Origin of the sequence: Nonomuraea sp. 3N208, from assembly GCF_052245935.1 — a bacterium.
In the GTDB taxonomy this organism is placed as follows: Bacteria; Actinomycetota; Actinomycetes; order Streptosporangiales; family Streptosporangiaceae; genus Nonomuraea.
This window is the reverse complement of the sequence record NZ_JBQQBR010000033.1, coordinates 86886-108527: the sequence shown is the minus strand read 5'-3', so window position 1 is coordinate 108527 and position 21642 is coordinate 86886. Positions and strand designations below refer to the sequence as shown.

Sequence of the window (21642 nt, the reverse complement as noted above, 5' to 3'; positions counted from 1 at the left end):
GCATGGGTGAGCGCGCACCGTACGACCTTCGCATCGCCGGCGGCGGCGACCGGTTCCCGGTCGCCGAAGAGCGACCGCTGCTGTCGTGGAAGTTGCCGCGGACGTGGAGCGGACAGGACGGCTACGACCTTCAGTTCCGCGTCGACGGCGTCGAGGAGATGGTGCAGAACGTCGTCTCGGCACGGCATCTGTTCGTCGAGTGGCCGCTGGCGCCGCTGCGCAGCCGGCAGTGCGTCGCCTGGCGGGTCCGTGCGCGTCGAAGTGGGCGGTCCTCGGAGTGGTCACCGTGGTACGAGTTCGAGACCGCTCTGCTGGACGGGGACTGGTCGGCGCGATGGATCTCCCCACAGGAAGACGACGCGGAGCCCCGTCCCGCCTACATCCTCGCCGGCAGCGTGGCGCTGCGTGAGGAGATCGCCCAGGCCCGGCTCTACTCCACCGCCCTCGGCGTCTATGAGGCGTTCGTCAACGGCAGGCGGGTGGGGACGGCGGAGCTGGCGCCGGGGTGGACATCGTATGCCGCCACGCTCTACGCCCAGGCGGCGGACGTCACCGCGCTGCTGCGCGGCGGCGTCAACGAGCTGGAGATACTGCTCTCCGACGGCTGGTATCGGGGCAGTGTCGGCACCTGGCGCAAGCGCGACTCGTGGGGCACCACCACCGCGGCTCGGCTCCAGCTCCACGTCCGCTACGTCGGCGGCACCGAAATCGTGGTGGGCACGGACGAGAGCTGGACCTCGCGCCGCAGCGCCATCGTCGCGGCCGACCTCATGGACGGCCAGACGACCGACTTCACCACTCCACCCGATACTCCACGCCCCGCCCGAGTGGATGCCGTCAGCGCGCCGCCGATCAGCTGGTCGCCGGCCCCGCCGGTGCGACAGGTCGAGCAGCTCGCTCCGCGTGCGGTAACCCCGCACGACAACGGCACCTACATCGTGGACTTCGGCCAGAACGCATCTGGCTGGATCATGCTCACCGATCTGGGCCCGGCCGGCACCCGCACCGTGATCGACTACGGCGAGCACCTCGACCCGACCGGAGATCTCACGACCACCCACCTGGACAGCCAGCGCCCGGGTGAGGTCGCGATCCCGTTCGTGCAGCGCGACGAAGTCGTCTCCTCCGGAAGGCCTGGCGAGGTGTTCGAGCCCCGGCACACGCTGCATGGGTTCCGCTACGCGCGCGTCCGCCGCGCCGGCGGAGACCTGGATCCGGCGAGCATCATCATGCAGGTGGTGCACACCGACCTGCGCCCGATGGCGACCTTTGCGTGCAGCGACGCCGACCTCAACCGCCTGCACGAGGTGGCACGCTGGAGCTTCCGCGGCAACGCCGTCGACATCCCGACGGATTGCCCCACGCGTGAGCGTCTCGGATGGGCGGGCGACTACCAGATCTTCGCGCCGACCGCGGCGCGCCTGTACGACGTCGACGGCTTCAGCCGCAAGTGGCTGCGATCGGTCCGCGACGACCAATTGGACGACGGCCGCGTGGTGAACTCCTCTCCGGACGGCAACCGCCTGAAGGTGCACGACGACCCGATGGTGAACGGGATCACCGGCTCCGCGGGGTGGGGCGACGCGATCGCCTTGGTCCCGTGGGTGCTGTATGAGACGTACGGGGACACGGCCGCCCTCGCCGAGAACTGGCCGGCGATGCAGCGGTGGGTGGAATGGGCACTTGCGACCGCGCGCGGCGCCCGGCATCCGTCCCGCGTCGAGCGGTCGGCCGAGCCGCTCGCGCACGAGGAGTTCATCTGGGACGGCTCCTTCCACTGGGGCGAATGGCTGGAGCCGAAGCAGCGCGCGGCGGACGGGTCCCTCATCGATCCGGTGATGAGCGATCCCATGGCGTGGTACATGGCCGACAAGGGCGAGGTAGGTACGGCGTACCTGTTCCGCTCTGTCCGTACCCTCGCCGCCGTGGCGGAAGTGCTGGGGCGCGCCGACGACGGGGCCCGCTACCGCGAGACGGCGGAGAAGGTACGGCAGGCGTGGCAGACGGAGTTCCTGGACGCCGAGGGCCGGACGCAGGCCGGCACACAGGCGAGCTACGTGCGCGCCCTGGCGTTCGACCTCGTGCCCGAGGACCTGCGCGACAAGGCGGCTCGGCACCTCGTGGACCTGATCGACGCCGCCGACGGCCACCTCGGCACGGGCTTCCTCTCGACGGCCGATCTGCTCCCCGTCCTCGCCGACTCCGGCTACCCCGACGTCGCCTACGCGGTGCTCTACCAGCGGACGTCGCCGTCGTGGCTGGGGATGCTCGATCGGGATGCGACGACCATTTGGGAGGATTGGGATGGAGTGTCCGAGGACGGCACGGCCACGGGATCCCTCAACCACTACAGCAAGGGCGCGGTCATCCGCTTCCTGCACACTCACACCCTCGGCCTCCGTCAGGCGCCGGACTCCATCGCGTGGGAGTCCTTCGTCGTGGCGCCCGTGCTCAATGAGGCGATCACCTGGGCCAAGGGCACGTTCGACAGCCCGCAAGGGCAGATCGCCGTCGACTGGCGGATCGAGAACGATCGCCTGGCCATCTCGGTCGACGTGCCCGGAGGCTCCGAGGCGCAGATCCGCTTCCCGGACGGCAGCACGTTCCACACCGGCCCCGGCCACTTCTCCGCACGACGCCCCCTTGCCTGACCACCACGCAAGTTCCCAGGTTGACCAGAACAGAAGGAGACCATCCATGTCCACCGCCGATGTATCGAGCAGATCCCTGGTCGAGCTTGTTTCCTTGAAGGGCCGGGGTGCGGTCGTGACGGGAGGCGGTCGCGGGCTGGGCAAGGCGATCGCGTCGCGCTTGGCGGAGGCCGGCGCCGACCTGCTGATCGGCGACATTGACGAAGAGCTCGCCGTGACCGCCGCCAAGCAGCTCGCCGAGCGCCACGGGGTGCGTGCGATCGGCGCCGCCATGGACGTCGCCGACACGGTGTCCGTGGCGGCGGCGGCCGACCGCGTGGTCGCCGAACTCGGCGGCCTGGACATCTGGGTGAACAATGCCGGCATCTTCCCGAGCGTTCCCCTGCTGGAGCTGAGCGAGGAGACGTGGGACCAGGTCTTCGCCGTGAACGCGCGCGGCGTCTTCGTCGGCGCCCGTGAGGCGGCCCGGCGCATGGCGGCAGCGGGCACGGGCGGTGTCATCGTGAACATCATCTCGACCGCCGGCTTCCGCGGTAGTGCCCCCGGTCTGGCCGCCTATGTCGGATCGAAGCACGCCGCGCGCGGTCTCACCCGCGAGCTGGCCCTCGAACTCGCGCCGCTGGGCATCCGCGTGCTCGGTGTCGCACCGAGCTACGTCCCCACGGAAGGCAACATGATGGCCGCCGCGGCCATGATGACCAGCGACACCCCGCCGACCGACCTCATGCTGAACAGCCCCATCGGCCGGGTCGGTGTTCCTGATGACATCGCACGCGTCGTCCTGTTCTGCGCATCGGACCTGTCGACCTTCATGACGGGCAGCACGCTGCTCGCCGACGGCGGCGAGACCGCCTGACCAGCTGTCGGCGGGCTCCACGCGAGAGCTGCGTCCCGTCGAATCTCCCTCGTGGCAGGTGCTGACCCCGCGGGCGGCCCTGTGCGCCTCGTGCGCCTCACGCCGGAGTGACCGCTACAGTGCCGTGAAGCGCGCGTCCAGCAGACGGGGGTGCCCCTACTCCGTGCTCGACGGTTTACGGCCCGTGAGCGGCTTCCAGCGTGCCCGCAGCGCGTGGGCCGCGGCCTTGGGTCTGCGGTCGCGGGTGAACACGCCCTTCTTGTTGCCGTCGACCCGGTGGATGCCGTGGGAGGTCTGGAAGTCGGCGAAGTTCCACACGTGCTCGCCGACGAACGCCTCGATCCGGTCGAAGACGCGGTGGTGCATCTCGAGGTAGGCCTGCTGGTACTCCTCGGTCCACGGGGTGTCCCAGACCGAGTGCAGGCCGGGCATGGTGTCGGCGCCGTACTCGCTCATCATGATCGGTTTGCCGTGCTTGCCGGCCCAGCCGCGCAGGTCGTGCTCCAGGTAGGTCTCGGCCGTGGCGAGGTCGCCGGTGGCGACGTACCAGCCGTAGTAGCGGTTGATGCACAGGACGTCGAAGAGGTCGGCGAGGCGGTCGTTCTCGTGCGTGGCGAAGATCACGGCCGCGTAGCTCACCGGGCGGGTGGGGTCGAGCTTGCGGGTGAGCTCCACCAGCGGCTCGAAGTACTCGCGCGCGCCCTCCTCGTTGGAGGACGGCTCGTTGGCGATGCACCACATGACGACGCTGGGGTGGTTCTTGTCGCGGGCGATCAGCTCGCGGATCGCCTGGGCGTGCGCCTCTTGGGTGGCCTCGCCGAAGGTCTCCGGTGAGAACGTGGGCTGCGGCGGGACGCCCGTGAGCCCGCCCTGCACGGCCAGGTTGAGCCCGACGGCGGCGGTCTCGTCGATGACGACGATGCCGTGCCGGTCGGCGAACTCCATCACCTCTTCGGCGTAGGGATAGTGCGAGGTGCGGAAGGAGTTGGCGCCGATCCAGTCCATGAGCTGGAAGTCGTGCACGAGGTAGGCGTTGTCATGCCCCTTGCCGCGCACGGGCGTGTCCTCGTGCTTGCCGAACCCGGTGAAGTAGAACGGCTCGCCGTTGATGAGGAACTGCGTGCCACGTACCTCCACCGTCCGTACGCCGAACGGCTCGGTGTAGCTGTCGATCACCTGATCGCCGTCGAGGACTTCGACGAGCAGGTCGTAGAGGTAGGCCGCGCCCGGCCGCCACAGTGTCACGTCGTCGATGCGCAGCATGCCGTGGGCCCCGTCCGCCGCCGCGACCTCCGCGCCGGTGGCGTCGAGCGCTCGCACCCGGACCGGCGCGGGCGCGCTGGTCTGGACCGAATACTGGACCGTCCCGGTGCTTGCTTCGAGGCCCGTCACGATCGTGATGTCCTCGACGTGGACGGCGGGACGGCTGTAGAGCCACACCGAGCGGGCCAGGCCCGCGTAGTTGTAGAAGTCGTGCAGGTACGTCTGCCGGCGCCGCCCGTCGGCGGTCACGGTGATCGTGCCCGGCGGGATCGTCGTGTTGGTCAGCTCGTTGTTGACGCCGATGGTGAGGCGGAACTCCTGCCCGGCGCGCACGTGCTCGGTGATGTCGGCTTCGAAGGGCGTGTAGCCGCCCACGTGCTCGGCCACCAGGACGTCGTCGACGTAGACCTGGCCCTGGTGGGTGGCGGCGTCGACGCGCAGGACGACGCGCTCGCCGGCCCAGCCGCGCGGCACCCGCACGTGGCGCTGGTACCAGACCCAGCCCACGTGGTCGCGGATCGCGCTGTCGGTGAACAGATCGTTGTAGCTGGCCGGGACCGCTGCCTCCAGTGTGGTGTCCAGCGGCCCGGTCCATGGTTGCGTCCCCGCGACCGAGAACCGCCAGAGACCGTCGAGATTCACCAGCTCACGGGAGGGGGTGGATCGGGGCTTCAGCATCGACATGTCAGATCTCTCCTCGGCGGGCGACCTCGCCCAGCCAGGCCAGGCTCGGCTTGGGGTGGCGTTCGAACGTCGTGCGATCGACGGCCATGAGACCGAAGGTGGGCTCCCAGTGGCCCCACTCGAAGTTGTCCAGCGCGCTCCAATGCAGGTAGCCCCGGATGTTGATGCCGTCGTCGATCGCGGCGAACACGTGACCGAGGGCCTCTGAGGTGTAGGCGATCCGTCGCGTGTCGTCAGGGGTGGCGATGCCGTTCTCGGTGATCAGGATCGGCGTGCCGCCGGTCGTCTCCCAGGCGTGCCGGACGGCGATACCGATCGCGTCGGGCCGGTAGGCGTTGCCGGTCATCGTGTTGTCCGGGCTCTGCGGGTGCGGGACGACGCCGTTCTCGTCAACGGCCTGGCTGGAGTAGGACTGCACGCCGATGAAGTCGTCACCGCGGGCCGCCTCCAGGTAGAGGTCCTCGCGGACGTGGCGCACCTCGCGGAGCTTGTCCTCGTTGCCGGGCGTCGGGGTGAGCGCCTGGCAGGCCACCGTCCACCCGACGGCCGCCCCGGTGTGCTGCTTCAGTACCGCGCGGGCCGCGTCGTGCACCTCGACCAGCCGCGCGCCGATCTTCGGGTCGGGGTCGGGAAGCACCGGCCGTGCGGCGCCCTCGACGGTGGGGCTCATCCAGTCCTTGGTCGACCGCTGGGCCTGAGCCTGTGCGTCGCGGGCCATCCCGATCATGAGGGCGAGCATGTTGGGCTCGTTGATCGTGCACACCCATTCGACACCGTCGAGGATGCTCGCGGCCTCCCGTACGTAGGTCTGGAAGCGCTCGATCGCCTGGTCGCCCAGCCATCCGCCGGTCTCGGCGAACCAGCGCGGGTTGGTGAAGTGGTGCAGGGTGACGACGGGGGTGAGGCCCAGGTCCAGGGCGGTGTCGATCATCCTGCGGTAGTGGGCGAGCTCGGCTCGGGAGAATTCCCCGGGAATCGGCTCGATGCGGGCCCACTCGATGCCGAAGCGGTAGGCGTTGAGCCCGGCCTCGGCCAGCAGGCGCATGTCCTCGGCATAGCGGTGGTAGCTGTCGATCGCGTCGCCGCTGTGCTGCATGCCGGGCATCTGCTGTTCGAGTGCCCACCAGTCGCTGTTGACGTTGTTGCCTTCCACCTGGTGCGGCGCGGTCGCCGCACCCCAGAGGAAACCGGAGGGGAGCTGGGGCATGGTTGGTTCCTTGCTCGAGACCATAGGTGTGACGCTGGCGACGGCGTAACGCTAGCATGAAAACCGAATCGCGCTACTAATTTGGAGGGACGTCCATGACGGCACCCGGCAACCGTGGTCCGTACGCGAAGACGGCGGCGGTGCGGCGGCGCGTTCTCGAAGCCTGCGTGGACGCGTTCGGCGAGACCGGCTTCTACGGCGCGACCATGAAGGACGTCGCCAAGCGCGCGGGCATCAGCCACACCGGGCTGCTGCACCACTTCCCGCGCAAGGAAGACCTGCTCCTCGGGGTGCTCGCGTTGCGTGACGAACGCGGCACCGAGTTCCTGGAGTCGGCCAAGGTGCTCGACCCGACGGCCGACCCCATTGAGACCCTCAACGGCATGATCGCCGTCATCGTCGACAACGAACTCCAGCCAGGGCTCATGGAACTGCACTGCGTCGTGTCAGGCGAGGCGACCTCTCCCAACCACCCCGCGCACGCCTACTACGCCGAGCGTTACCGTAATCTCCGCCGCTTCTATGCGGACACCTTCACGGCCCTGGCCGAACGCAACGGGCTGCGACCGTCGATCGACTCCGAGACGCTGGCCACCATGACCATCTCCCTCATCAACGGCCTGCAGGCGCAGTGGCTCTTCGACCGCGACTCCGTGAAGGTCGAGTCCGCGATCCGCCAGTTCTTCCTCTCGGTCATCCCGGGGCTGGCGAGCGAGGCCTTTTCTTAGGGCGGCATGACGACGAGGTCGTGCAGATCCCGGTGGGCGGCGCGCGGTGCGACCGAGGTGAGCTTGCCGTCCGCGTCCAGCAGCGCCTCAAGGAAATCGCGAGCACGTTCCGGAGCTCGTCTCCCAAGCTGTTGTTCGAGAGCGTCAACGAGCCGACTTTCACCGGCAGTTCCGGAGACGCCCAGAACGCCACGCTCCTCAATGAACTCAACACGTCCTTCCGGACCATCGTGCGCCAGTCGGGCGGCAACAACGCGACTCGGTTGCTCGTCCTGCCGACCCTGCACACGTCGGCCGACCAGGCCAGAGTCAACGAGCTGGTCAGCACGTTCAACGCGATGAACGACCCCAACCTCATCGCGACGGTCCACTTCTACGGATACTGGCCGTTCAGCGTCAACGTCGCAGGTGGCACGCGCTTCGACGCCACCGTTCAGCAGGACCTGACCGGCGCCTTCGACCGGGTGCACAACGCCTTCACCGCCCGCGGCATCCCCGTGATCATCGGCGAGTACGGCCTTCTGGGCTTCGACCGGCACACCGGCACCATCCAACAGGGCGAGAAACTGAAATTCTTCGAGTTCCTCGGCTACTACGCACGTACCAAGCAGATCACCACCATGCTGTGGGACAACGGCCAGCACTTCAATCGGACCTCGTTCCAGTGGGCCGATCCCGAGCTGTTCGCGCAGATCAAGTCCAGCTGGACGACGCGCTCGGGTACGGCTTCGTCGGATCAGGTGTTCAACGCGAGGTCGTCCGCCATCACGAGCAAGACACTCACGCTGAACCTGAACGGCACCTCGTTCGTGGGGATCCGCCACGGCAGCACAGACCTGGTACGCGGTACCGACTACACCGTCTCGGGCGACCAGCTCACGTTCACGGCATCCGCGCTCACCCGGCTGACGGGCTCACGGGCCTACGGCGTCAATGCGACGCTGTGGGCTCGGTTCTCCCAGGGCGTCCCGTGGCGGATCGACATCGTCACCTACGACACGCCGACCGTGCAGAACGCGAGCGGAACGACGAGCCCCTTCGCCATCCCCACCGCCTTCAGGGGTGACCAGCTCGCCACCATGGAGGCCAAGTACGCCGACGGCAGCAACGCCGGCCCCCACAACTGGACGTCCTTCAAGGAGTTCGACGTCACCTTCGCGCCCGACTACAGCAGCAACACCATCACACTAAGGCCGGCCTTCTTCGCCGAGGTCAATGACGGCTCACGGGTCACGCTCACCCTCCACTTCTGGAGCGGCGCGACCGTAACCTACTTCGTCACCAAGTCCGGAACCGCGGTCACCGGCACCACGACCTGATCGAGCGGGCTCCGCGTCCCCGGCGGGCCACGGTTCACGAGACTGGATCGTGGCCGGCCTGTATCCCCGGCCACAGGGTGTAACACCTCGGCCGACCGGATCCGCGGCGCAGGCCGCCTGAGTGTCTGACCTACGGTGCGGCGGATCGGCATCCAGGTGGGAGCCGGGATGCCGGTCAGGAAGTCGCCGACCAGCCGAGCGCACAGCTCGGGCCTCTCGTGCAGGAGCAGGTGAGAGGTCTGGGGGCTCGCGGCTAGTCACGATCAGCGTGGCTATCTCACGACCAGCAGGTGTTCGCCGCGAGGGACGAGTTGGCCTATCACCGGGAATCCGGGGATCTCGCCCGCGACGAGCAGGCCGCCCGAGGTCTGCGCGTCGGCGAGGAGCAGCCGCTCGTCCTCCGGCAGGTCGCCGAAGTCGCTGTGGGGGGAGATCCAGTCGAGGTTCCTGCGGGATCCGCCGCTGACGTAACCGTCGCGGATGGCCTCGCGGGCTCCGTCCAAGTAGGGCACGGCGGCGCTGTCGACGACGGCGGAGACGCCGCTCGCCCTGGCCAGCTTGTAGAGGTGGCCGAGCAGGCCGAAACCCGTGACGTCGGTGGCGCACCCGATCCCGGCGGCCAGTGCCAGCCGCGAGGCGTCACGGTTGAGTGTCGTCATCATGGCGACCGCCTCGGGGAAGACCTCCCCGGTCGCCTTGTGCCGCGTGTTGAGCACGCCCAGGCCGAGAGGCTTGGTCAGGGTGAGGGGGAGCCCGGCCTTGCCCGCGTCCACGCGCAGCAGGCGGTCGGGTTCGGCGAGACCGGTGACGGCCAGCCCGTACTTGGGATGGGGGTCGTCGATGCTGTGGCCCCCCGCGAGATGGCACCCCGCCGCCTGCGCCATCGCGGACCCGCCGCGCAGCACCTCGCGGGCGAGCTCCAGGGGCAGGACGCCGCGGGGCCAGCCGAGGAGGTTCAGGGCCATGACGGGCTCGCCGCCGACGGCGTAGACGTCGGAGAGCGCGTTCGTGGCCGCGATCCTTCCGAAGTCGTACGGATCGTCCACGACAGGGGTGAAGAAGTCCGTCGTCGCGACGATGGCCCGGCCTTCGCCTTCCATCTGGAGCACCGCGGCGTCGTCCCCCTGGTCGATCCCCAGCAGTATCCGGCCCGCCGCTGGAGACGAGGCCGGTGTGAGCCCGGCGACCAGGTCCTCTAATTCGCCGGGAGGGATCTTGCAGCTGCAGCCGCCCCCGGTGCCGTATTGCGTGAGCCTGATGGCGTTCATACGGTCTATGATCCGCTTTGGAGGCGTTTAGGTGTCTGGTGGCCCTCCTGGTCTTCAAAACCAGTGGCGCCGAGCATCTCGGCGCGGCGGGTTCGATTCCCGTCCGCCTCCGCTGATCAGTGCATTCGGGATGGTCGTGAGTGGATCGACGCAGTTCTGTGCCGCGGACGGACGTCATCCGGGCCGACCACTCGGCCGGCTCGATTTCCTCCGCCTTCCCTCATCGGATCCGCCCGGGGGATTACTCGGTGCCGGTGCTCTCCTGATCGTCCCAACGGCGGGCGTTGTCGTCGTTGAGCGTCCCCGGAGGATCCGGTATCACGCAGAACGGCAGGCCCGCCGGGTCCTGCATGACCCACCAGCGGCCGTGCACGTATTGCACGCGTTTGGCGCCCAGTCTTTCCAGCCGGGCGACCTCCGCGTCCAGATCGTCGGTGTGGATGTCGACGTGCACCCGGCTCGAGCCTTCCCCGAGCCGCTGGATCAGCAGCCCGAACTCTCCGCTGCCCAGGTCGGCGCCGTGGTACTCGGGATAGCGGGCGTAGTGCGTCAGCGTCTGACCGGTCGCGGCCTGCCAGAATCCGACCTCAGCAGCGTGGTCGGCCTCGTTGACATCGATCACGATCTTGCAGAGCCTGCTGTAGTGCGGCACGCGGGTCCTCTCTGCCTCGTCGAGCCCGACATCGATCAAGGCTCTCTCGCACCTCACGTCAGCGTACAAGAACCGGTCAGCGCTGGAACTGCTCCGTTGCCGGGGAAGGCGGCGAGGTTTCAGCCGGGGTGATGTTGAAGTTGTCGCGGAAGACGTTGTCGGGGTCGTAGCGGCGTTTGAGCGCGCGCAGCCGCCGCAGGGTCTCACCCGGGTATGCGTCGTGGAGGCGCTCGGGCCGCAGGTCGGTCTCGAAGTTGATGTAAATCCCGGAGAAGTGCGGCCGCATCTCATCCCAGAGGCGGTCCAGCCGGGCGCGGCTGGAGCCGAAGGCCACCAGCTGGAAGTTCGCCGACCGGCCCGCGTACGCGGTCGCGTCCGGGGGGACTTCGGAGGCGGCCCCGCCCACGGCGCGGATCTGGAAGAAGTACGGCTCACCGCCGGCGATCAGGCGGGCGGCGGCGTCCGCCAGCTCGGGCGTGAGGTGGTCGGCGAGGGCGGAGCGGGTCACCGGCTCGCCCTGGCCGGCGTGCGTGCCGGGTGGCACGTTCATGATCGTCGCGTACGGCAGGATCTGGATGCTGTAGTCGAGCAGCGGGGCCACGTCGGCGATGGGCTGGAGCCGGCTGATCACGGTCTCGGCGTCGCCGGCGTCCACCACGGTCATGAGCTGGGCGATCAGCGGCTGGCCCGGGCGGGGCCGGCCGATGATGAGTGAGCCGGTGACGTCCCGGGGCGCGGCCTCCATGGCGGCGCCCCAGCTTCGCAGGAACCCCGCCGTGTCGGAGGCGTCCATCACGAACTGCGCGAAGCCGACGTCGCCGACCTCGTCCACCTCGAACTCGAAGGCGGTGACGACGCCGAAGTTCGCCCCCGCGCCGCGCACGCCCCAGAACAGTTCGGGGTGCTCGGTGTCGTCGGCCCTGACCATGGTGCCGTCGGCCAGCACCATCTCCACGGCACGCAGACGGTCGATGGTGAGGCCGTGCTCGCGTACCAGCCAGCCGATGCCACCGGCGGTGGTGAGGCCGCCGACGCCGACGCCGCCGTAGTCGCCGGAGCTGAGCGCCCACCCGTACGGGGCCAGCGCCGCTGCCACGTCGCTCCAGCGGGCGCCGGGACCGACGCGGATGCGGCGGGTCCGCTCGTCGAGGATCTCGATGGCGTTCAGCCGGGAGACGTCGATGACGATGCCGCCGTGGTTGGTGGAGCGGCCGCTGATGCCGTGCCCACCGCTGCGGACGGCCAGCTTCACCGGTTGGGTGCGGGCGAAGGCCAGCGCGTCGGCGATCTCGCCCGGTGTGCCCGGCCGCAGGACCAGGCCGGGAGATCCGCCCCGCAGGTAGGTCGAGCGCACCCGGGCGTACCCGGCGTCACCGGGCTCGACCCGTACCAAGTGCGCGGGCACGGCGTCGTAGTCGATGTCCCGATGACGCCGCCGCCGTACCCGCAGGCTGGGGATCGTGGCCTCGGCCACGCCGCGTGCGGCACGGTCGGTGGCAACGGCCGCCCTGACCGCGGGCGCGATCTGCGCGGCGAAACGGCGCAGGTCGTCGACTCCTGCGCCGGCGAGCAGGAACGTGCTGATGCCGTGCTCAATGGCCAGGGCCGCTAGTTCGCCGGCCGAAGGCGGTCCGGAAACCGGGATGACGGCCAGCCGGCGGATCTCCCGTGGGTTCCGTCCGGCGCGAACCGCCGCCTCGTCGATGATCTTCTGCCGGACGGGCAGCTCCGCCACGTCGCCCAGGACGGTCAGCCAGCCGTCGGCCTGGGCGCCGGCGAGTTCCAGGAGCTCCGGCTGCGTGCCATCGAGCCATACCGGGATGGTGTGGGCAGGCGCCGGCCCCCGCTCGGCGCCGTCCAGGCGGTAGTGGTCACCCGTCAGGCGCAATGGCGCCTGCTCATCGGCCGCCCAGATGCCGCGCACGACCTCGATCGCCTCATCCAGCGCGGCGGCGGCCTGCGCGGGAGGCAACTGTACGGAGCCTTCCGCCTGGTCCGCTTCCCAGCGGCCCGACCCGCTCAGCGCCAGTCCGAGCCGGCCGGAGGCCAGCAGGTCCAAGCTGGCGGCCGAACGGCCCAGCACCGCAGGGGGCCGCGCTCCGGCATCGAGCAGGCCCGTGATGCCGATCGTGCGCGTGCGGGCGGCGACCCAGCTCATCACCGTCCACACGTCGAGCGCGGCGTCGTCGCCGAGGTTGCCGAGGGCGACCAGGTCCAGGCCGAGCTCCTCGCTCAGCGTGGCGTGGGCGACGGCCTCCTGCGGCGAGGAGGTGTCGATCAAGGCGCCGAACCGCAGGGGTTGGCTGTAGTCCACGGTCAGACCTCTGCCTTCGCCTGGCGGGCGGCGGCCACCAGCTCACGGGTGGCCGGCGCGACCTGCCGGCCGAAGATCTCCACGGTCGCCGGGTCGTCGCCCATGAGGATGTAGCCGGAGAAGCCGTACTGCCGGGTCAGCGTGGCGAGTTGCTCGGCCCACTGCTCCGGTGGGCCCGACAGCAGCCGGTCGCTGGGCGGGCCGAACTGCCCGCCGATGTTGAGCAGCCGGCGGATGGCGGCGGGATCGCGGCCGGACTCGACCGCGGCGGCGTCGATGGTCGCGTTCGCCTCGGCGAGCTGGTCCAGGCTCTGGAAGTACGGCAGCGACGGCAGCCAGCCGTCGGCCTTGCGGCCGATCAGCCGCAACATCCGGGGCTTGTAGGCGCCCAGCCAGATCCCGATGTCGTGCGCCGGGGCGGGGCCGCGCTTGGCGCCCTCGACCTGGTAGTACGTGCCGTCCACGCGCAGGCGGGCCTTGTTGCCGGCGTCCCAGACACCGCGGATGATGTCGATGGCCTCATCGAGCGCCTGTACGGACTCGGCGGGGCTCAGGCGGCGCCCGCCCATGGCCTCGATGGCGTCCCAGTACGCCCCCGCGCCCAGCCCGAGCTCAAAGCGGCCGCCGCTGAGCAGGTCCAGGCTGGCCGCCGCGCGGGCGAGCACGGCCGGCGGCCGCAGCGGAAGGTTGATCACATTGCCCGTGACGCGGATGCGCTCGGTGCGGGCCGCGACGTAGCTCAGCAGCGTCCAGGTATCCAAGAAGCCCGGCTGGTAAGGGTGGTCCTGGAAGGTCGCCAGGTCCAGTCCCGCCTCTTCGGAGGCCTGCGCCAAGTCCAGCACCTGCTCAGGAGCGGTGTTGGCAGGGGTGATGAACGACCCGAACAACAGGTCGTGGCCGTAGTCAGCCATGAGTCCCCTGACTCCCTTCATCGATCTGCCGCACAGACGTGTGGCTGCACAAACTGTATGTGGAGAATATGTGTTGTTGAACCACGCATCTTCCTCGGCTATTCCAGGCCATGGCAGCACGACAGCGGCCTCCGGCGCCGAAGCGCCGGAGGCCGCGATGACGACATACTGCTACGCGCCGGGGGAGGCGGAACCGGTGCTGAGCACCTCTTCGACCACTACACAGGGATCGGTGTCCGGCGCGATGTCGCGCACGCCGCAAGCCGCCCGCCGCAGCAGCTTCCGGAACACCTCACGGTCGTCCGCGTCCAGTGCCTCGAGAACGCGGTCTTCGATCGCCCGCACCCGCTGCTCGAGGTCGCGCAGCGTGGCGGTCCCCTTGTCGGTGGGGACGATCTTGCGCTGCCGCCGGTCGGCCGGGTTGAGCCGGCGCTCCACCAGGCCCGCCTCGACCAGATCGTCGATGAGGTACGTCAGCACGGTCCTGTCGATCCCTAGATGTGCCGCCAACGCCAGCTGACTGGGCTGATTACCGTGGACCACGGTGGACAACGTCTGATAGCCACGCGGTCCGTGCGGCAGATCACCCAGCACCGACTCCAGCGAGTCGTGGAGCGCCCGCAACAGCACCCCAAGGGACCAGGCGAAGTCTCCCTCGGCGTGCTCGGCCGCCGGTGACGACGTCCCGTTGGTGCTCATGAATTCGACTATACGGCCGGCGTGCCGCCGCGCCGCCCTGCCGCCCACACCGGCCACGACGCCTTCATGGTGGAGAACCATTTCTGGCGCAGCGTGACCAGCGTGCCCGACAGGGCGGACCAGGGCAGCCGGACCCGTACGTCAGCTCTGGCAGTGGACCGGGTAGGCGACTTCCATGGACGGCTTGTTGTGGTTCAGCACCTCAAGCCGGACGACGCCGTCGGTCTTCGGGTTCCGGTCCCAGTGGAAGGCCTGTGCCTGCAGGAACCCGGCATCCTGCGTCTTGCTCGTGACCGTGTTCTGCGCCTTGCCGTCGACGACCCACCGGTACGAGATCTCCGTTCCCGGGGCGGCGAGGAGCGTGGCGTGGGCGGTCGGGTACGGTGCCGCGGCGCAGTCGCCGTAGTAGGCCATCGGGGTGAAGCTGCCGAACCGTACCGTGCCGGGTTCGGGGGTCTGCGTCCAGCACGTGCGGCGGTAGGGGGCTTCCTTGGCCACCTTGCTGTGGTTGAGCAGCTCGATGCGGACCGTGCCGGTCTTGGTGCCCTTCGTCCAGTCGTACCAGAAGTCGCCGATCGACAGGAGGCGCCCGGCTCTGAGCTTCTCGGTCCTGGTCACACCGGGCTTGCCGTCGACCACGACACGGTAGCTGATCTCGGTGTCCCGGTCGGACATGACCCTCGCTCTGGCGGTGAGCGCGTAGTAGGAGGTGCAGTCACCCTGGTAGACCGGGCTCAGCACGTCGTGCATGACCACCTTGGCGGTGTCGGGCTCCTCGCACTTGACGGTGAACTGCCGCTCGGCGGGCTCGGACGGGCCGCCCTCGGCCAAGATGCCCACGCTGTGGCGACCGCCGGCGCTGATCGGCCAGATGGCGGAGATGTGCTGGGAACGGGGTTGGTCACTGGCCGGGAGGTCCACGGTGTGCTCCCGCCACTTGACACCGTCCAGAAGCCACCAGAAGGTGACCTTCTGCGCGGCTCCGGCCGGGAGGTTGATGCTTCCCGTGGCCTCGTACGCGATGGGCTCCGCGCAGCTTCCCTCGTAGTCCCCGGGCCAGAGGCTGAGGATCTGCGGCGTCGGCTTCTGACCGGGCTGGCCGGTGGGCGTCGAGGTCGGCGTGCCGGTGGGGGTGGGGGTGCCGGTCGCGGTGGGAGTGCCGGTCGGGGTGGGAGTGCCGGTCGGGGTGGGAGTCCCGCTCGGGGTGCCGGTCGGAGTCGGTGTCGGGCCGGGCTTGCAGGTCACGTGGTACGCGGCCCGCCCGGAGTCGTGGCCGCCCGGGTTGAGGATGTGGATGGCCTTCCAGCCGCTCATGGAGTTCCCCACGCTGAGCGGCAGTGTGACCTGGCGAACGCGCGGACCGCCGGCGGCGAAGTACAGTGACGCCGGCCGTCCCTCGCCGGTGGCGCTGTCGATCCACTGGTAGTCGACCTTGGCCGGGGTCCGCGACACCTGGATGGCGCCGGTGAACGTCACCGTCGTCGGGCAGGCGCCGTTGTAGGCCGCCGGGCTGACGTCGACGTCGGCGGCGGACACCAAGGGCTTGCCCGTGCCGGCCGGCAGCGGGTGGGAAGAGTCCCACACCGCGGCGGGCCCCTCACAGGCGAGCCTGAACCGGGCCTTGCTCGACAACCCCCGCTTACCGAGGATCTCCACCGCCTGCCACCCGGACGTCGTGCGGTCGAACGTCTGCCGATCGCGTACGACAACCTTGCGCGCGCCGTTGACGCGGAAGCTCTTGATCGCGCCCTTGCTGCCGTCACCGCGTACCCACCGGTAGCGAACGGTGCCCTTGCCCTTGGCCGCCACCACGGCGGAGAAGCCGACCGTGGTGGGGCACTCGCCGGAACGCTTGGCGGGGCTTGCCTTGACCTGCGCCACCGCCGTTTTGATCGCCGGCGCGGCGAGCGCGGGAGGAGCGGCCAGCAGACCACTGAGCACCGCGGCGCCCAGCAGCAACGCTGTCCTCTTCATGGGGGTCCCTTTCTCTGCTCTGGAAAGCCACATGATCGCGAACAGCGCTTGGAAATCACTGCAATCTCACTTGTAACAGAGGTTTTGGAATATATCATTCCGTTCCGCAGTGCGGCGGTCGCGACCTCAACTGTCCGAACCCAGCTCAAAGCGGTCGTGATGGCGTTTGGGGTGGGACGAGGAGGTGGTCCTGACGCCTCTTGACTAGGCATTGACAATCTTGCTGGGAGCTATGACACTCTGCGAAACACGTCAGAAGCGGTGACGCGATCCCGTCGTCATCGTCCGGCCGGGATGGTCGCCAGATCCTCAGCTGCCGGGGCGTACGTCGGCACGGGATGTTAGCGCAAACATTGATCTTCGTGGACCTGATGCGATCTGCCTCGTAGAAGGGTGCCCGTCGTGGCCCTCCGCCGAATGATCGTCGCGGGCGTCGCGTTACTGACGGCTGACGGTCTCAACTGGATGCCGCTCAACCAAAACAATCCGGTCGCCACACCGACCGCCGGCATGCAAACCCGCAATCAGCACGCGGTCATCTACTCCGCGAACAACGGCACCCGCGACGTGTTCATGGTCAACTACAGCGCCGGCTCCGACCTGACCGCCCGGCAGGACGCCACTTTCCAGGTCACGTACTAGGAACGAGTTCTTCCAAGGGAGGATCAGCATGACCAGAGGGTTATGTGTGAAGGCCATGAGCCTGTTCCGGGTGATCGCGGCCGCAGCCCTGCTCGCCGGAACTGTCATCGTCCATGCCGTGTCACCGGCACACGCTGCTCCGGTGACCATCACCAACGGCACCCAGTTCCGTGACACCAGCGGGAATGTGCTGCACGCCCATGGCGGCGGCGTACTGAAGGCAGGCGATTACTACTACTGGTTCGGTGAGCACCGCAATCCCGACAACACCTTCCGCGCGGTGTCGGTCTACCGGTCCACGGACCTGCTGAACTGGGAATTCCGCAACAACGTCCTCACCCAGTCGTCGCACGCCGAGCTGAACGTCGCCAACATCGAACGACCGAAGGTCATCTACAACAGCTCCACCGGCAAATTCGTCATGTGGATGCACAAGGAGAACGGATCCAACTACAGCGAGGCGCGTGCCGCCGTCGCCTCCTCCTCGACCGTGGACGGCAACTACACCTACCACGGCAGCTTCCGCCCGCTGGGGCAGCACATGTCGAGGGACATCACGCTCTACAACGACAACGGCACCGCCTACATGATCTCGGCAGCGGATGAGAACTACGACCTGCACATCTACCGGCTCACGCCGGACTACCTGAACGTCAGCTCGCTGGTGGGCAACTTCTGGAACGACGCCCACCGCGAAGCCCCTGCCATGTTCAAACGGGGCAACGTCTATTTCCTGCTGACGTCGGGAGCGACGGGCTGGAATCCGAACCAGGCGCGATACGCGACCGCGTCGAGCATCTCCGGCCCATGGACCGGGTGGACCAACGTCGGCGACGGCACGACGTTCAGCTCCCAGCCGGCGTATGTGCTGCCGATCCAGGGCTCGTCGACCACTGGCTACCTGTACATGGGGGACCGCTGGGCCGGTGCCTGGGGTGGACCGGTGAACGATTCCCAGTACGTCTGGCTACCGATCACGTTCCCCTCCGCCACCAGCATGAGCCTTACCTGGTACCCCCAGATCACCATCGACACCGCCACCGGCGTCATCACCGGGAGTGGCTCCACCCTCTACTACCGGATCACCGCCCGCCACAGCGGCAAGGTGATGGACGTCGTCAGTGCCTCGACGGCGAACAACGCCGAGGTGAAGCAGTATCCGTGGAACGGCGGCGGCAACCAGAAGTGGCGGTTCGAGGACGCCGGTGGCGGCTACTACCGGCTGGTGAGCCAGAACAGCAGTAAGTGCCTGGACGTGGCCGGCAGTTCCACGGCGGATGGGGCGAACGTCATCCAGTACACCTGTGGCGGTGGTGCCAACCAGCAGTGGCAGTGGGTGGCCACGGGCAGCTACTTCCAGCTCAGGGCCCGTCACAGCGGCAAGTGCCTGGACGTGGCCAACGCGTCCACGGCCGACGGCGCCGACATCCAGCAGTGGACTTGCGGGAGCGGCACTCACCAGCAGTGGTCCCGCACACAGTCCTGAGCCGACCCCAGGCACCGGACGCACGAGCAACCGGGGGCCGGGAGCGGGCGGCCCTCGGCGTCGAACAGTACGCGCGGGACGCTACGGTAGCGCATCGACGCGGCGTCAGCCTCAGCTGGATGGGCGTGTCCGGGTTAGGCCTGCTGCGGGGAGCGGCCGGTGCGTCATCTGACGACCCGGCCGCGGTGAATGACGCGCACGGGACTGTCCAGGACTGTCAAGTCGGTACGGGGGTCCTGGTCGAAGGCCACGACGTCGGCGGACGCTCCCGGCTCCAGACCGGGATATCCCAGGAAAGATCGTGCCGTCCACGACGCTGCGCCGATCGCTGCCACTGCGGGCATCGGCGCTGCCGCGAGGTGGCGTACCTCGCCGCTCACCCGGCCGTGCGGGAGTACGGGCGTCCCGTAACTGTCGGTTCCGGCCAGCACCGTCACGCCTGCCTCGTGCGCGGCGGACACCAGCGGCCCGAGGCGGGCGTGGGCGGCGCGGAACCAGTCGCGGAAGCGGGCCGAGCGCGAGACGCGCGTGACGTGCTCGAAGGTGCGCCAGACGGTGAACGTGGGCACGAGCGCCGTGTGCTGGGCAGCCATCCGGTCCAGGAGATCCACCTCGAGGCCTAGGCCGTGCTCCAGGCTGTCCACCCCGGCCTCGACCGCTGCCCTGGCGCCCTCGGCCGTCTGCGAGTGCACGGCGACCCGCCCTCCTACGGCGTGCACCCGCCGGGTGGCCTCGGCGAGCCGGTCGGCAGGCAAGTGGGGACCGTGCAGGCCGCCTTCGTCGACCACCCAGTCGGCGTAGATCTTGCACCAGCCGCCGGAGGCGAGTGCCTCCTCGACCGCCGCGTCGGCCATCTCCGCCTCGCCGACGTGCCGTATCCAGCCTTCGTAGAACATGCCGGGCAGCCCCAGCCAGCGGCCCGCGGACAGCACCCGCGGCTGGTCCGGCTCCGTGCCGAACCAGCTCGGCAGGCGATCCGCCGAGCCTGGCACGCGCAGCAGCGTCACACCCGCCGCCAGATGCTCCCTGCCGTGCCGCCGGAGCAGGTTCGCATCGAGCGGGTCTCCCGGCTGTTCGGCGCCGGGGTGGGTGTGGGAATCCACGAGGCCTGGCAGCAGCCAGGCGCCGTCCACGACAGTCGTGGCGCCCGGCACCAGCTCATCCGTCAACAGGCCGTCCTTGATCCAGAACTCGACGACCTCCTCCGACGGCAGCGCGATGCCGCGCAGATGCATCGACTCGGTCACGAGGACCGGTTTCCCCAGGCTGCGCTGTGGGAACCTCTCCGGACGTTTCTGCCGCCGGCATCGCTCTCGGCTCGATCGGAGTTCTTGACGCAACCGCCCGGTTGCCATAATGTGGCAACCGAACGATTGCTACTTGTTAGAGGTCGTCATGGGTTTTCCTGATCGCATCGAGCGGACCGTGGAGCTCGCTCACCCGCCGGACAAGGTGTGGGCGGCGCTCACCACGGCCGAGGGGCTCGGCGCCTGGTTCGGTAACGAGGCGACGATCGACCTGCGCCCGGGCGGGGCGGCTCAGATGAGATGGTCCGACGGGTCCACGGTCGACATGCGCGTGGAACGGGTGGAGGAGCCGACGGTGTTCGGGTTCACCTGGCAGATCGACGAGCTGCCCGACGATGATCCCCGCCGTTCCTATGTCGAGTTCACGCTCGAACCGGCCGGTGCGGGCACGCGGTTGCGGGTGGTCGAGACCGGTTTCGCCCAGCTGCCGGAGGATGTCTACCGCGAGGCGTATGACGGCCATGTCCAGGGGTGGGAGCGCGAGCTCGGCGAACTGGCCGGCTACCTCGGTGCCGGCTGATATCGAGGCGATCGCCGAGCAGGTCTTCATCGCCCTGGCCGACCCGAGCCGGCGTGCCATCCTGGCCGCGCTGGCCGCAGAGGGGCCGGCCACGGCCACTGACCTGGCCGGCCGGCTGCCGATCACGCGGCAGGCGATCGCCAAACATCTGGCGCTGCTGGCCGAGGCCGGCCTGGTGACGGCCGAGCCGGGGGAGCGGCGCCGGGTGCGCTACCGGCTGCGTTCCGCGCCGATGCAGGTGGCGCAGCAGTTCCTGGCTGCGCTGGCCCGTGACTGGGATGGCCCGCTCGAGGCGTTGAAGGACCACCTCGACCGAGATACGCGCGGGGACGCCACAACACCGCACGGCGAGAACCGAGGACGTCATCGCTGACCAAGGAAGGTGAACATCACGATGAAGACACCACCGATCGTCACACCGAGTGAGTGGGAGGCAGCGCGCCAGCAGCTGCTCGTCAAGGAGAAAGAGCTGACCCACGCCCGGGACGCGCTGGCCGCGGAGCGTCGGCGGATGCCGTGGCTGGCCGTGGAGAAGGACTACCAGTTCGACGGACCCAAGGGTAAGGCGAGCCTGCTGGACCTGTTCGAGGGCCGTCGTCAGCTGATCGTCTACCGCGCCTTCTTCGATCCCGGCGTGGAAGGCTGGCCCGACCACGCGTGCGTCGGCTGCTCCATGGTGGCCGATCATGTCGGCCACCTCGCCCATCTGAACGCCCGCGACACCACTCTCGCCTTCGTCTCGCGCGCACCCCAGACGGACATCGCGCGGGTGAAGGAGCGGATGGGCTGGACGATGCCCTGGTACACCCTGACCGACGAGTTCGACGCCGACTTCGGCGTGGACGAATGGCATGGCACGAACGCGTTCATCCGCGATGGCGACAGGGTGTTCCGCACGTACTTCATCAACAGCCGTGGCGACGAGGCGCTGGGGAGCACGTGGAGCTACCTCGACATGACCGCGCTCGGACGGCAGGAGGAGTGGGAGGACTCGCCCGAGGGCTATCCCCAGACTCCGCCGTACGAGTGGTGGAACTGGCACGACGAGTACGGCGCCGCCAAGCCGGCGCAAGGCTAGCCGGCGAGGCCGGCGGGCCCTTCCTCTGCACGGCCTCTCACGGTATGAACGAATCATCAACCGCCTGAGCAGGTCGCCTCGGA

At 68.9% G+C, this 21642-nt stretch carries 17 protein-coding genes, 1 tRNA gene and 1 pseudogene; 10 read left to right on the top strand and 9 right to left on the bottom strand.

Features of this window, described 5'->3' with window-relative positions:
- Positions 1-2 precede the first annotated feature (2 nt).
- Both ACTWPT_RS40490 and ACTWPT_RS40485 read left to right on the top strand, forming a co-directional pair.
- Entirely contained in the window at positions 3-2651 is a 2649-nt protein-coding gene (locus ACTWPT_RS40490; protein ID WP_443182828.1) for a family 78 glycoside hydrolase catalytic domain, read from the top strand.
- A 46-nt stretch (positions 2652-2697) separates the two neighbouring features.
- On the top strand, positions 2698-3507 hold the full coding sequence (locus ACTWPT_RS40485) for an SDR family NAD(P)-dependent oxidoreductase (protein WP_443182827.1): 810 nt from the start codon (positions 2698-2700) through the stop codon (positions 3505-3507).
- A gap of 156 nt (positions 3508-3663) precedes the next feature.
- On the opposite strand, the gene uidA is transcribed toward ACTWPT_RS40485, so the two are convergent.
- Both uidA and ACTWPT_RS40475 read right to left on the bottom strand, forming a co-directional pair.
- Entirely contained in the window at positions 3664-5454 is a 1791-nt protein-coding gene (gene uidA, locus ACTWPT_RS40480; protein ID WP_443182826.1) for a beta-glucuronidase, read from the bottom strand.
- Position 5455: 1 nt separating this feature from the next.
- A complete protein-coding gene (locus ACTWPT_RS40475) occupies positions 5456-6661 on the bottom strand; it encodes a family 1 glycosylhydrolase (RefSeq protein WP_443182825.1) in 1206 nt (401 codons plus the stop codon).
- 95 nt (positions 6662-6756) lie between these two features.
- On the opposite strand from ACTWPT_RS40475, the gene ACTWPT_RS40470 reads away from it, so the two are divergent.
- Positions 6757-7389: a TetR/AcrR family transcriptional regulator gene (locus ACTWPT_RS40470; protein WP_443182824.1), complete on the top strand. Its 633-nt coding sequence runs from the start codon at positions 6757-6759 to the stop codon at positions 7387-7389.
- Between the two features lie 20 nt (positions 7390-7409).
- Positions 7410-8708 carry a cellulase family glycosylhydrolase gene (locus ACTWPT_RS40465; protein WP_443182823.1) on the top strand — a complete coding sequence of 433 codons (1299 nt, stop codon included), beginning with the start codon at positions 7410-7412 and terminating at the stop codon, positions 8706-8708.
- A gap of 272 nt (positions 8709-8980) precedes the next feature.
- Here the strand turns inward: ACTWPT_RS40465 and selD are convergent, their stop codons facing one another.
- Positions 8981-9976 (bottom strand): selenide, water dikinase SelD, encoded by a 996-nt coding sequence (gene selD / locus ACTWPT_RS40460; RefSeq protein ID WP_443182822.1) that lies wholly within the window; start codon positions 9974-9976, stop codon positions 8981-8983.
- A 19-nt stretch (positions 9977-9995) separates the two neighbouring features.
- Between selD and ACTWPT_RS40455 the strand changes: the two genes are divergently transcribed.
- Positions 9996-10089 (top strand) — tRNA-Sec (locus ACTWPT_RS40455).
- A 128-nt stretch (positions 10090-10217) separates the two neighbouring features.
- On the opposite strand, the gene ACTWPT_RS40450 is transcribed toward ACTWPT_RS40455, so the two are convergent.
- From ACTWPT_RS40450 to ACTWPT_RS40430, 5 genes and pseudogenes are all read right to left on the bottom strand, one after another.
- Positions 10218-10667 carry a VOC family protein gene (locus tag ACTWPT_RS40450; protein WP_443182821.1) on the bottom strand — a complete coding sequence of 150 codons (450 nt, stop codon included), beginning with the start codon at positions 10665-10667 and terminating at the stop codon, positions 10218-10220.
- 37 nt (positions 10668-10704) lie between these two features.
- Positions 10705-12942 carry an LLM class flavin-dependent oxidoreductase gene (locus tag ACTWPT_RS40445; protein ID WP_443182820.1) on the bottom strand — a complete coding sequence of 746 codons (2238 nt, stop codon included), beginning with the start codon at positions 12940-12942 and terminating at the stop codon, positions 10705-10707.
- A 23-nt stretch (positions 12943-12965) separates the two neighbouring features.
- A pseudogene (locus ACTWPT_RS40440) lies at positions 12966-13853 on the bottom strand (LLM class flavin-dependent oxidoreductase); the annotation flags it as partial.
- 171 nt (positions 13854-14024) lie between these two features.
- Positions 14025-14552 carry a MarR family winged helix-turn-helix transcriptional regulator gene (locus ACTWPT_RS40435; protein WP_443182819.1) on the bottom strand — a complete coding sequence of 176 codons (528 nt, stop codon included), beginning with the start codon at positions 14550-14552 and terminating at the stop codon, positions 14025-14027.
- 141 nt (positions 14553-14693) lie between these two features.
- The gene (locus tag ACTWPT_RS40430; protein ID WP_443182818.1) at positions 14694-16526 is read right to left on the bottom strand and encodes a hypothetical protein; all 1833 of its coding nucleotides are present in this window, start codon (positions 16524-16526) and stop codon (positions 14694-14696) included.
- Between the two features lie 402 nt (positions 16527-16928).
- Here ACTWPT_RS40430 and ACTWPT_RS40425 point away from each other — a divergent pair, with 402 nt between their 5' ends.
- Together ACTWPT_RS40425 and ACTWPT_RS40420 are read left to right on the top strand one after the other, a co-directional pair.
- Positions 16929-17168 carry a hypothetical protein gene (locus tag ACTWPT_RS40425; RefSeq protein ID WP_443182817.1) on the top strand — a complete coding sequence of 80 codons (240 nt, stop codon included), beginning with the start codon at positions 16929-16931 and terminating at the stop codon, positions 17166-17168.
- A 28-nt stretch (positions 17169-17196) separates the two neighbouring features.
- Positions 17197-18654, top strand: coding sequence for an RICIN domain-containing protein (locus tag ACTWPT_RS40420; RefSeq protein ID WP_443182816.1), 1458 nt, complete (start codon positions 17197-17199; stop codon positions 18652-18654).
- Positions 18655-18818: 164 nt separating this feature from the next.
- On the opposite strand, the gene ACTWPT_RS40415 is transcribed toward ACTWPT_RS40420, so the two are convergent.
- Complete coding sequence (locus tag ACTWPT_RS40415) at positions 18819-19901, bottom strand: amidohydrolase family protein (RefSeq protein ID WP_443182815.1); 1083 nt, start codon at positions 19899-19901, stop codon at positions 18819-18821.
- A gap of 148 nt (positions 19902-20049) precedes the next feature.
- On the opposite strand from ACTWPT_RS40415, the gene ACTWPT_RS40410 reads away from it, so the two are divergent.
- Genes ACTWPT_RS40410 through ACTWPT_RS40400 form a run of 3 tightly spaced genes read left to right on the top strand, consistent with a single transcriptional unit; the run spans position 20050 to position 21559 of the window.
- On the top strand, positions 20050-20481 hold the full coding sequence (locus ACTWPT_RS40410) for an SRPBCC domain-containing protein (protein WP_443182814.1): 432 nt from the start codon (positions 20050-20052) through the stop codon (positions 20479-20481).
- Complete coding sequence (locus tag ACTWPT_RS40405) at positions 20471-20854, top strand: ArsR/SmtB family transcription factor (RefSeq protein ID WP_443182813.1); 384 nt, start codon at positions 20471-20473, stop codon at positions 20852-20854. The genes ACTWPT_RS40410 and ACTWPT_RS40405 overlap by 11 nt, the downstream gene beginning before the upstream one ends.
- A gap of 21 nt (positions 20855-20875) precedes the next feature.
- The gene (locus ACTWPT_RS40400) at positions 20876-21559 is read left to right on the top strand and encodes a DUF899 domain-containing protein (RefSeq protein ID WP_443182812.1); all 684 of its coding nucleotides are present in this window, start codon (positions 20876-20878) and stop codon (positions 21557-21559) included.
- Positions 21560-21642: the final 83 nt, after the last annotated feature.

Excerpts from the sequence above, each read along its gene's own strand:
- ACTWPT_RS40490 (WP_443182828.1), top strand. The coding sequence starts at position 3 with ATGGGTGAGCGCGCACCGTACGACCTTCGCATCGCCGGCGGCGGCGAC.
- ACTWPT_RS40485 (WP_443182827.1), top strand. The coding sequence starts at position 2,698 with ATGTCCACCGCCGATGTATCGAGCAGATCCCTGGTCGAGCTTGTTTCC.
- uidA (WP_443182826.1), bottom strand. The coding sequence starts at position 5,454 with ATGTCGATGCTGAAGCCCCGATCCACCCCCTCCCGTGAGCTGGTGAAT.
- ACTWPT_RS40475 (WP_443182825.1), bottom strand. The coding sequence starts at position 6,661 with ATGCCCCAGCTCCCCTCCGGTTTCCTCTGGGGTGCGGCGACCGCGCCG.
- ACTWPT_RS40470 (WP_443182824.1), top strand. The coding sequence starts at position 6,757 with ATGACGGCACCCGGCAACCGTGGTCCGTACGCGAAGACGGCGGCGGTG.
- selD (WP_443182822.1), bottom strand. The coding sequence starts at position 9,976 with ATGAACGCCATCAGGCTCACGCAATACGGCACCGGGGGCGGCTGCAGC.
- ACTWPT_RS40435 (WP_443182819.1), bottom strand. The coding sequence starts at position 14,552 with ATGAGCACCAACGGGACGTCGTCACCGGCGGCCGAGCACGCCGAGGGA.
- ACTWPT_RS40430 (WP_443182818.1), bottom strand. The coding sequence starts at position 16,526 with ATGAAGAGGACAGCGTTGCTGCTGGGCGCCGCGGTGCTCAGTGGTCTG.
- ACTWPT_RS40420 (WP_443182816.1), top strand. The coding sequence starts at position 17,197 with ATGACCAGAGGGTTATGTGTGAAGGCCATGAGCCTGTTCCGGGTGATC.
- ACTWPT_RS40410 (WP_443182814.1), top strand. The coding sequence starts at position 20,050 with ATGGGTTTTCCTGATCGCATCGAGCGGACCGTGGAGCTCGCTCACCCG.
- ACTWPT_RS40400 (WP_443182812.1), top strand. The coding sequence starts at position 20,876 with ATGAAGACACCACCGATCGTCACACCGAGTGAGTGGGAGGCAGCGCGC.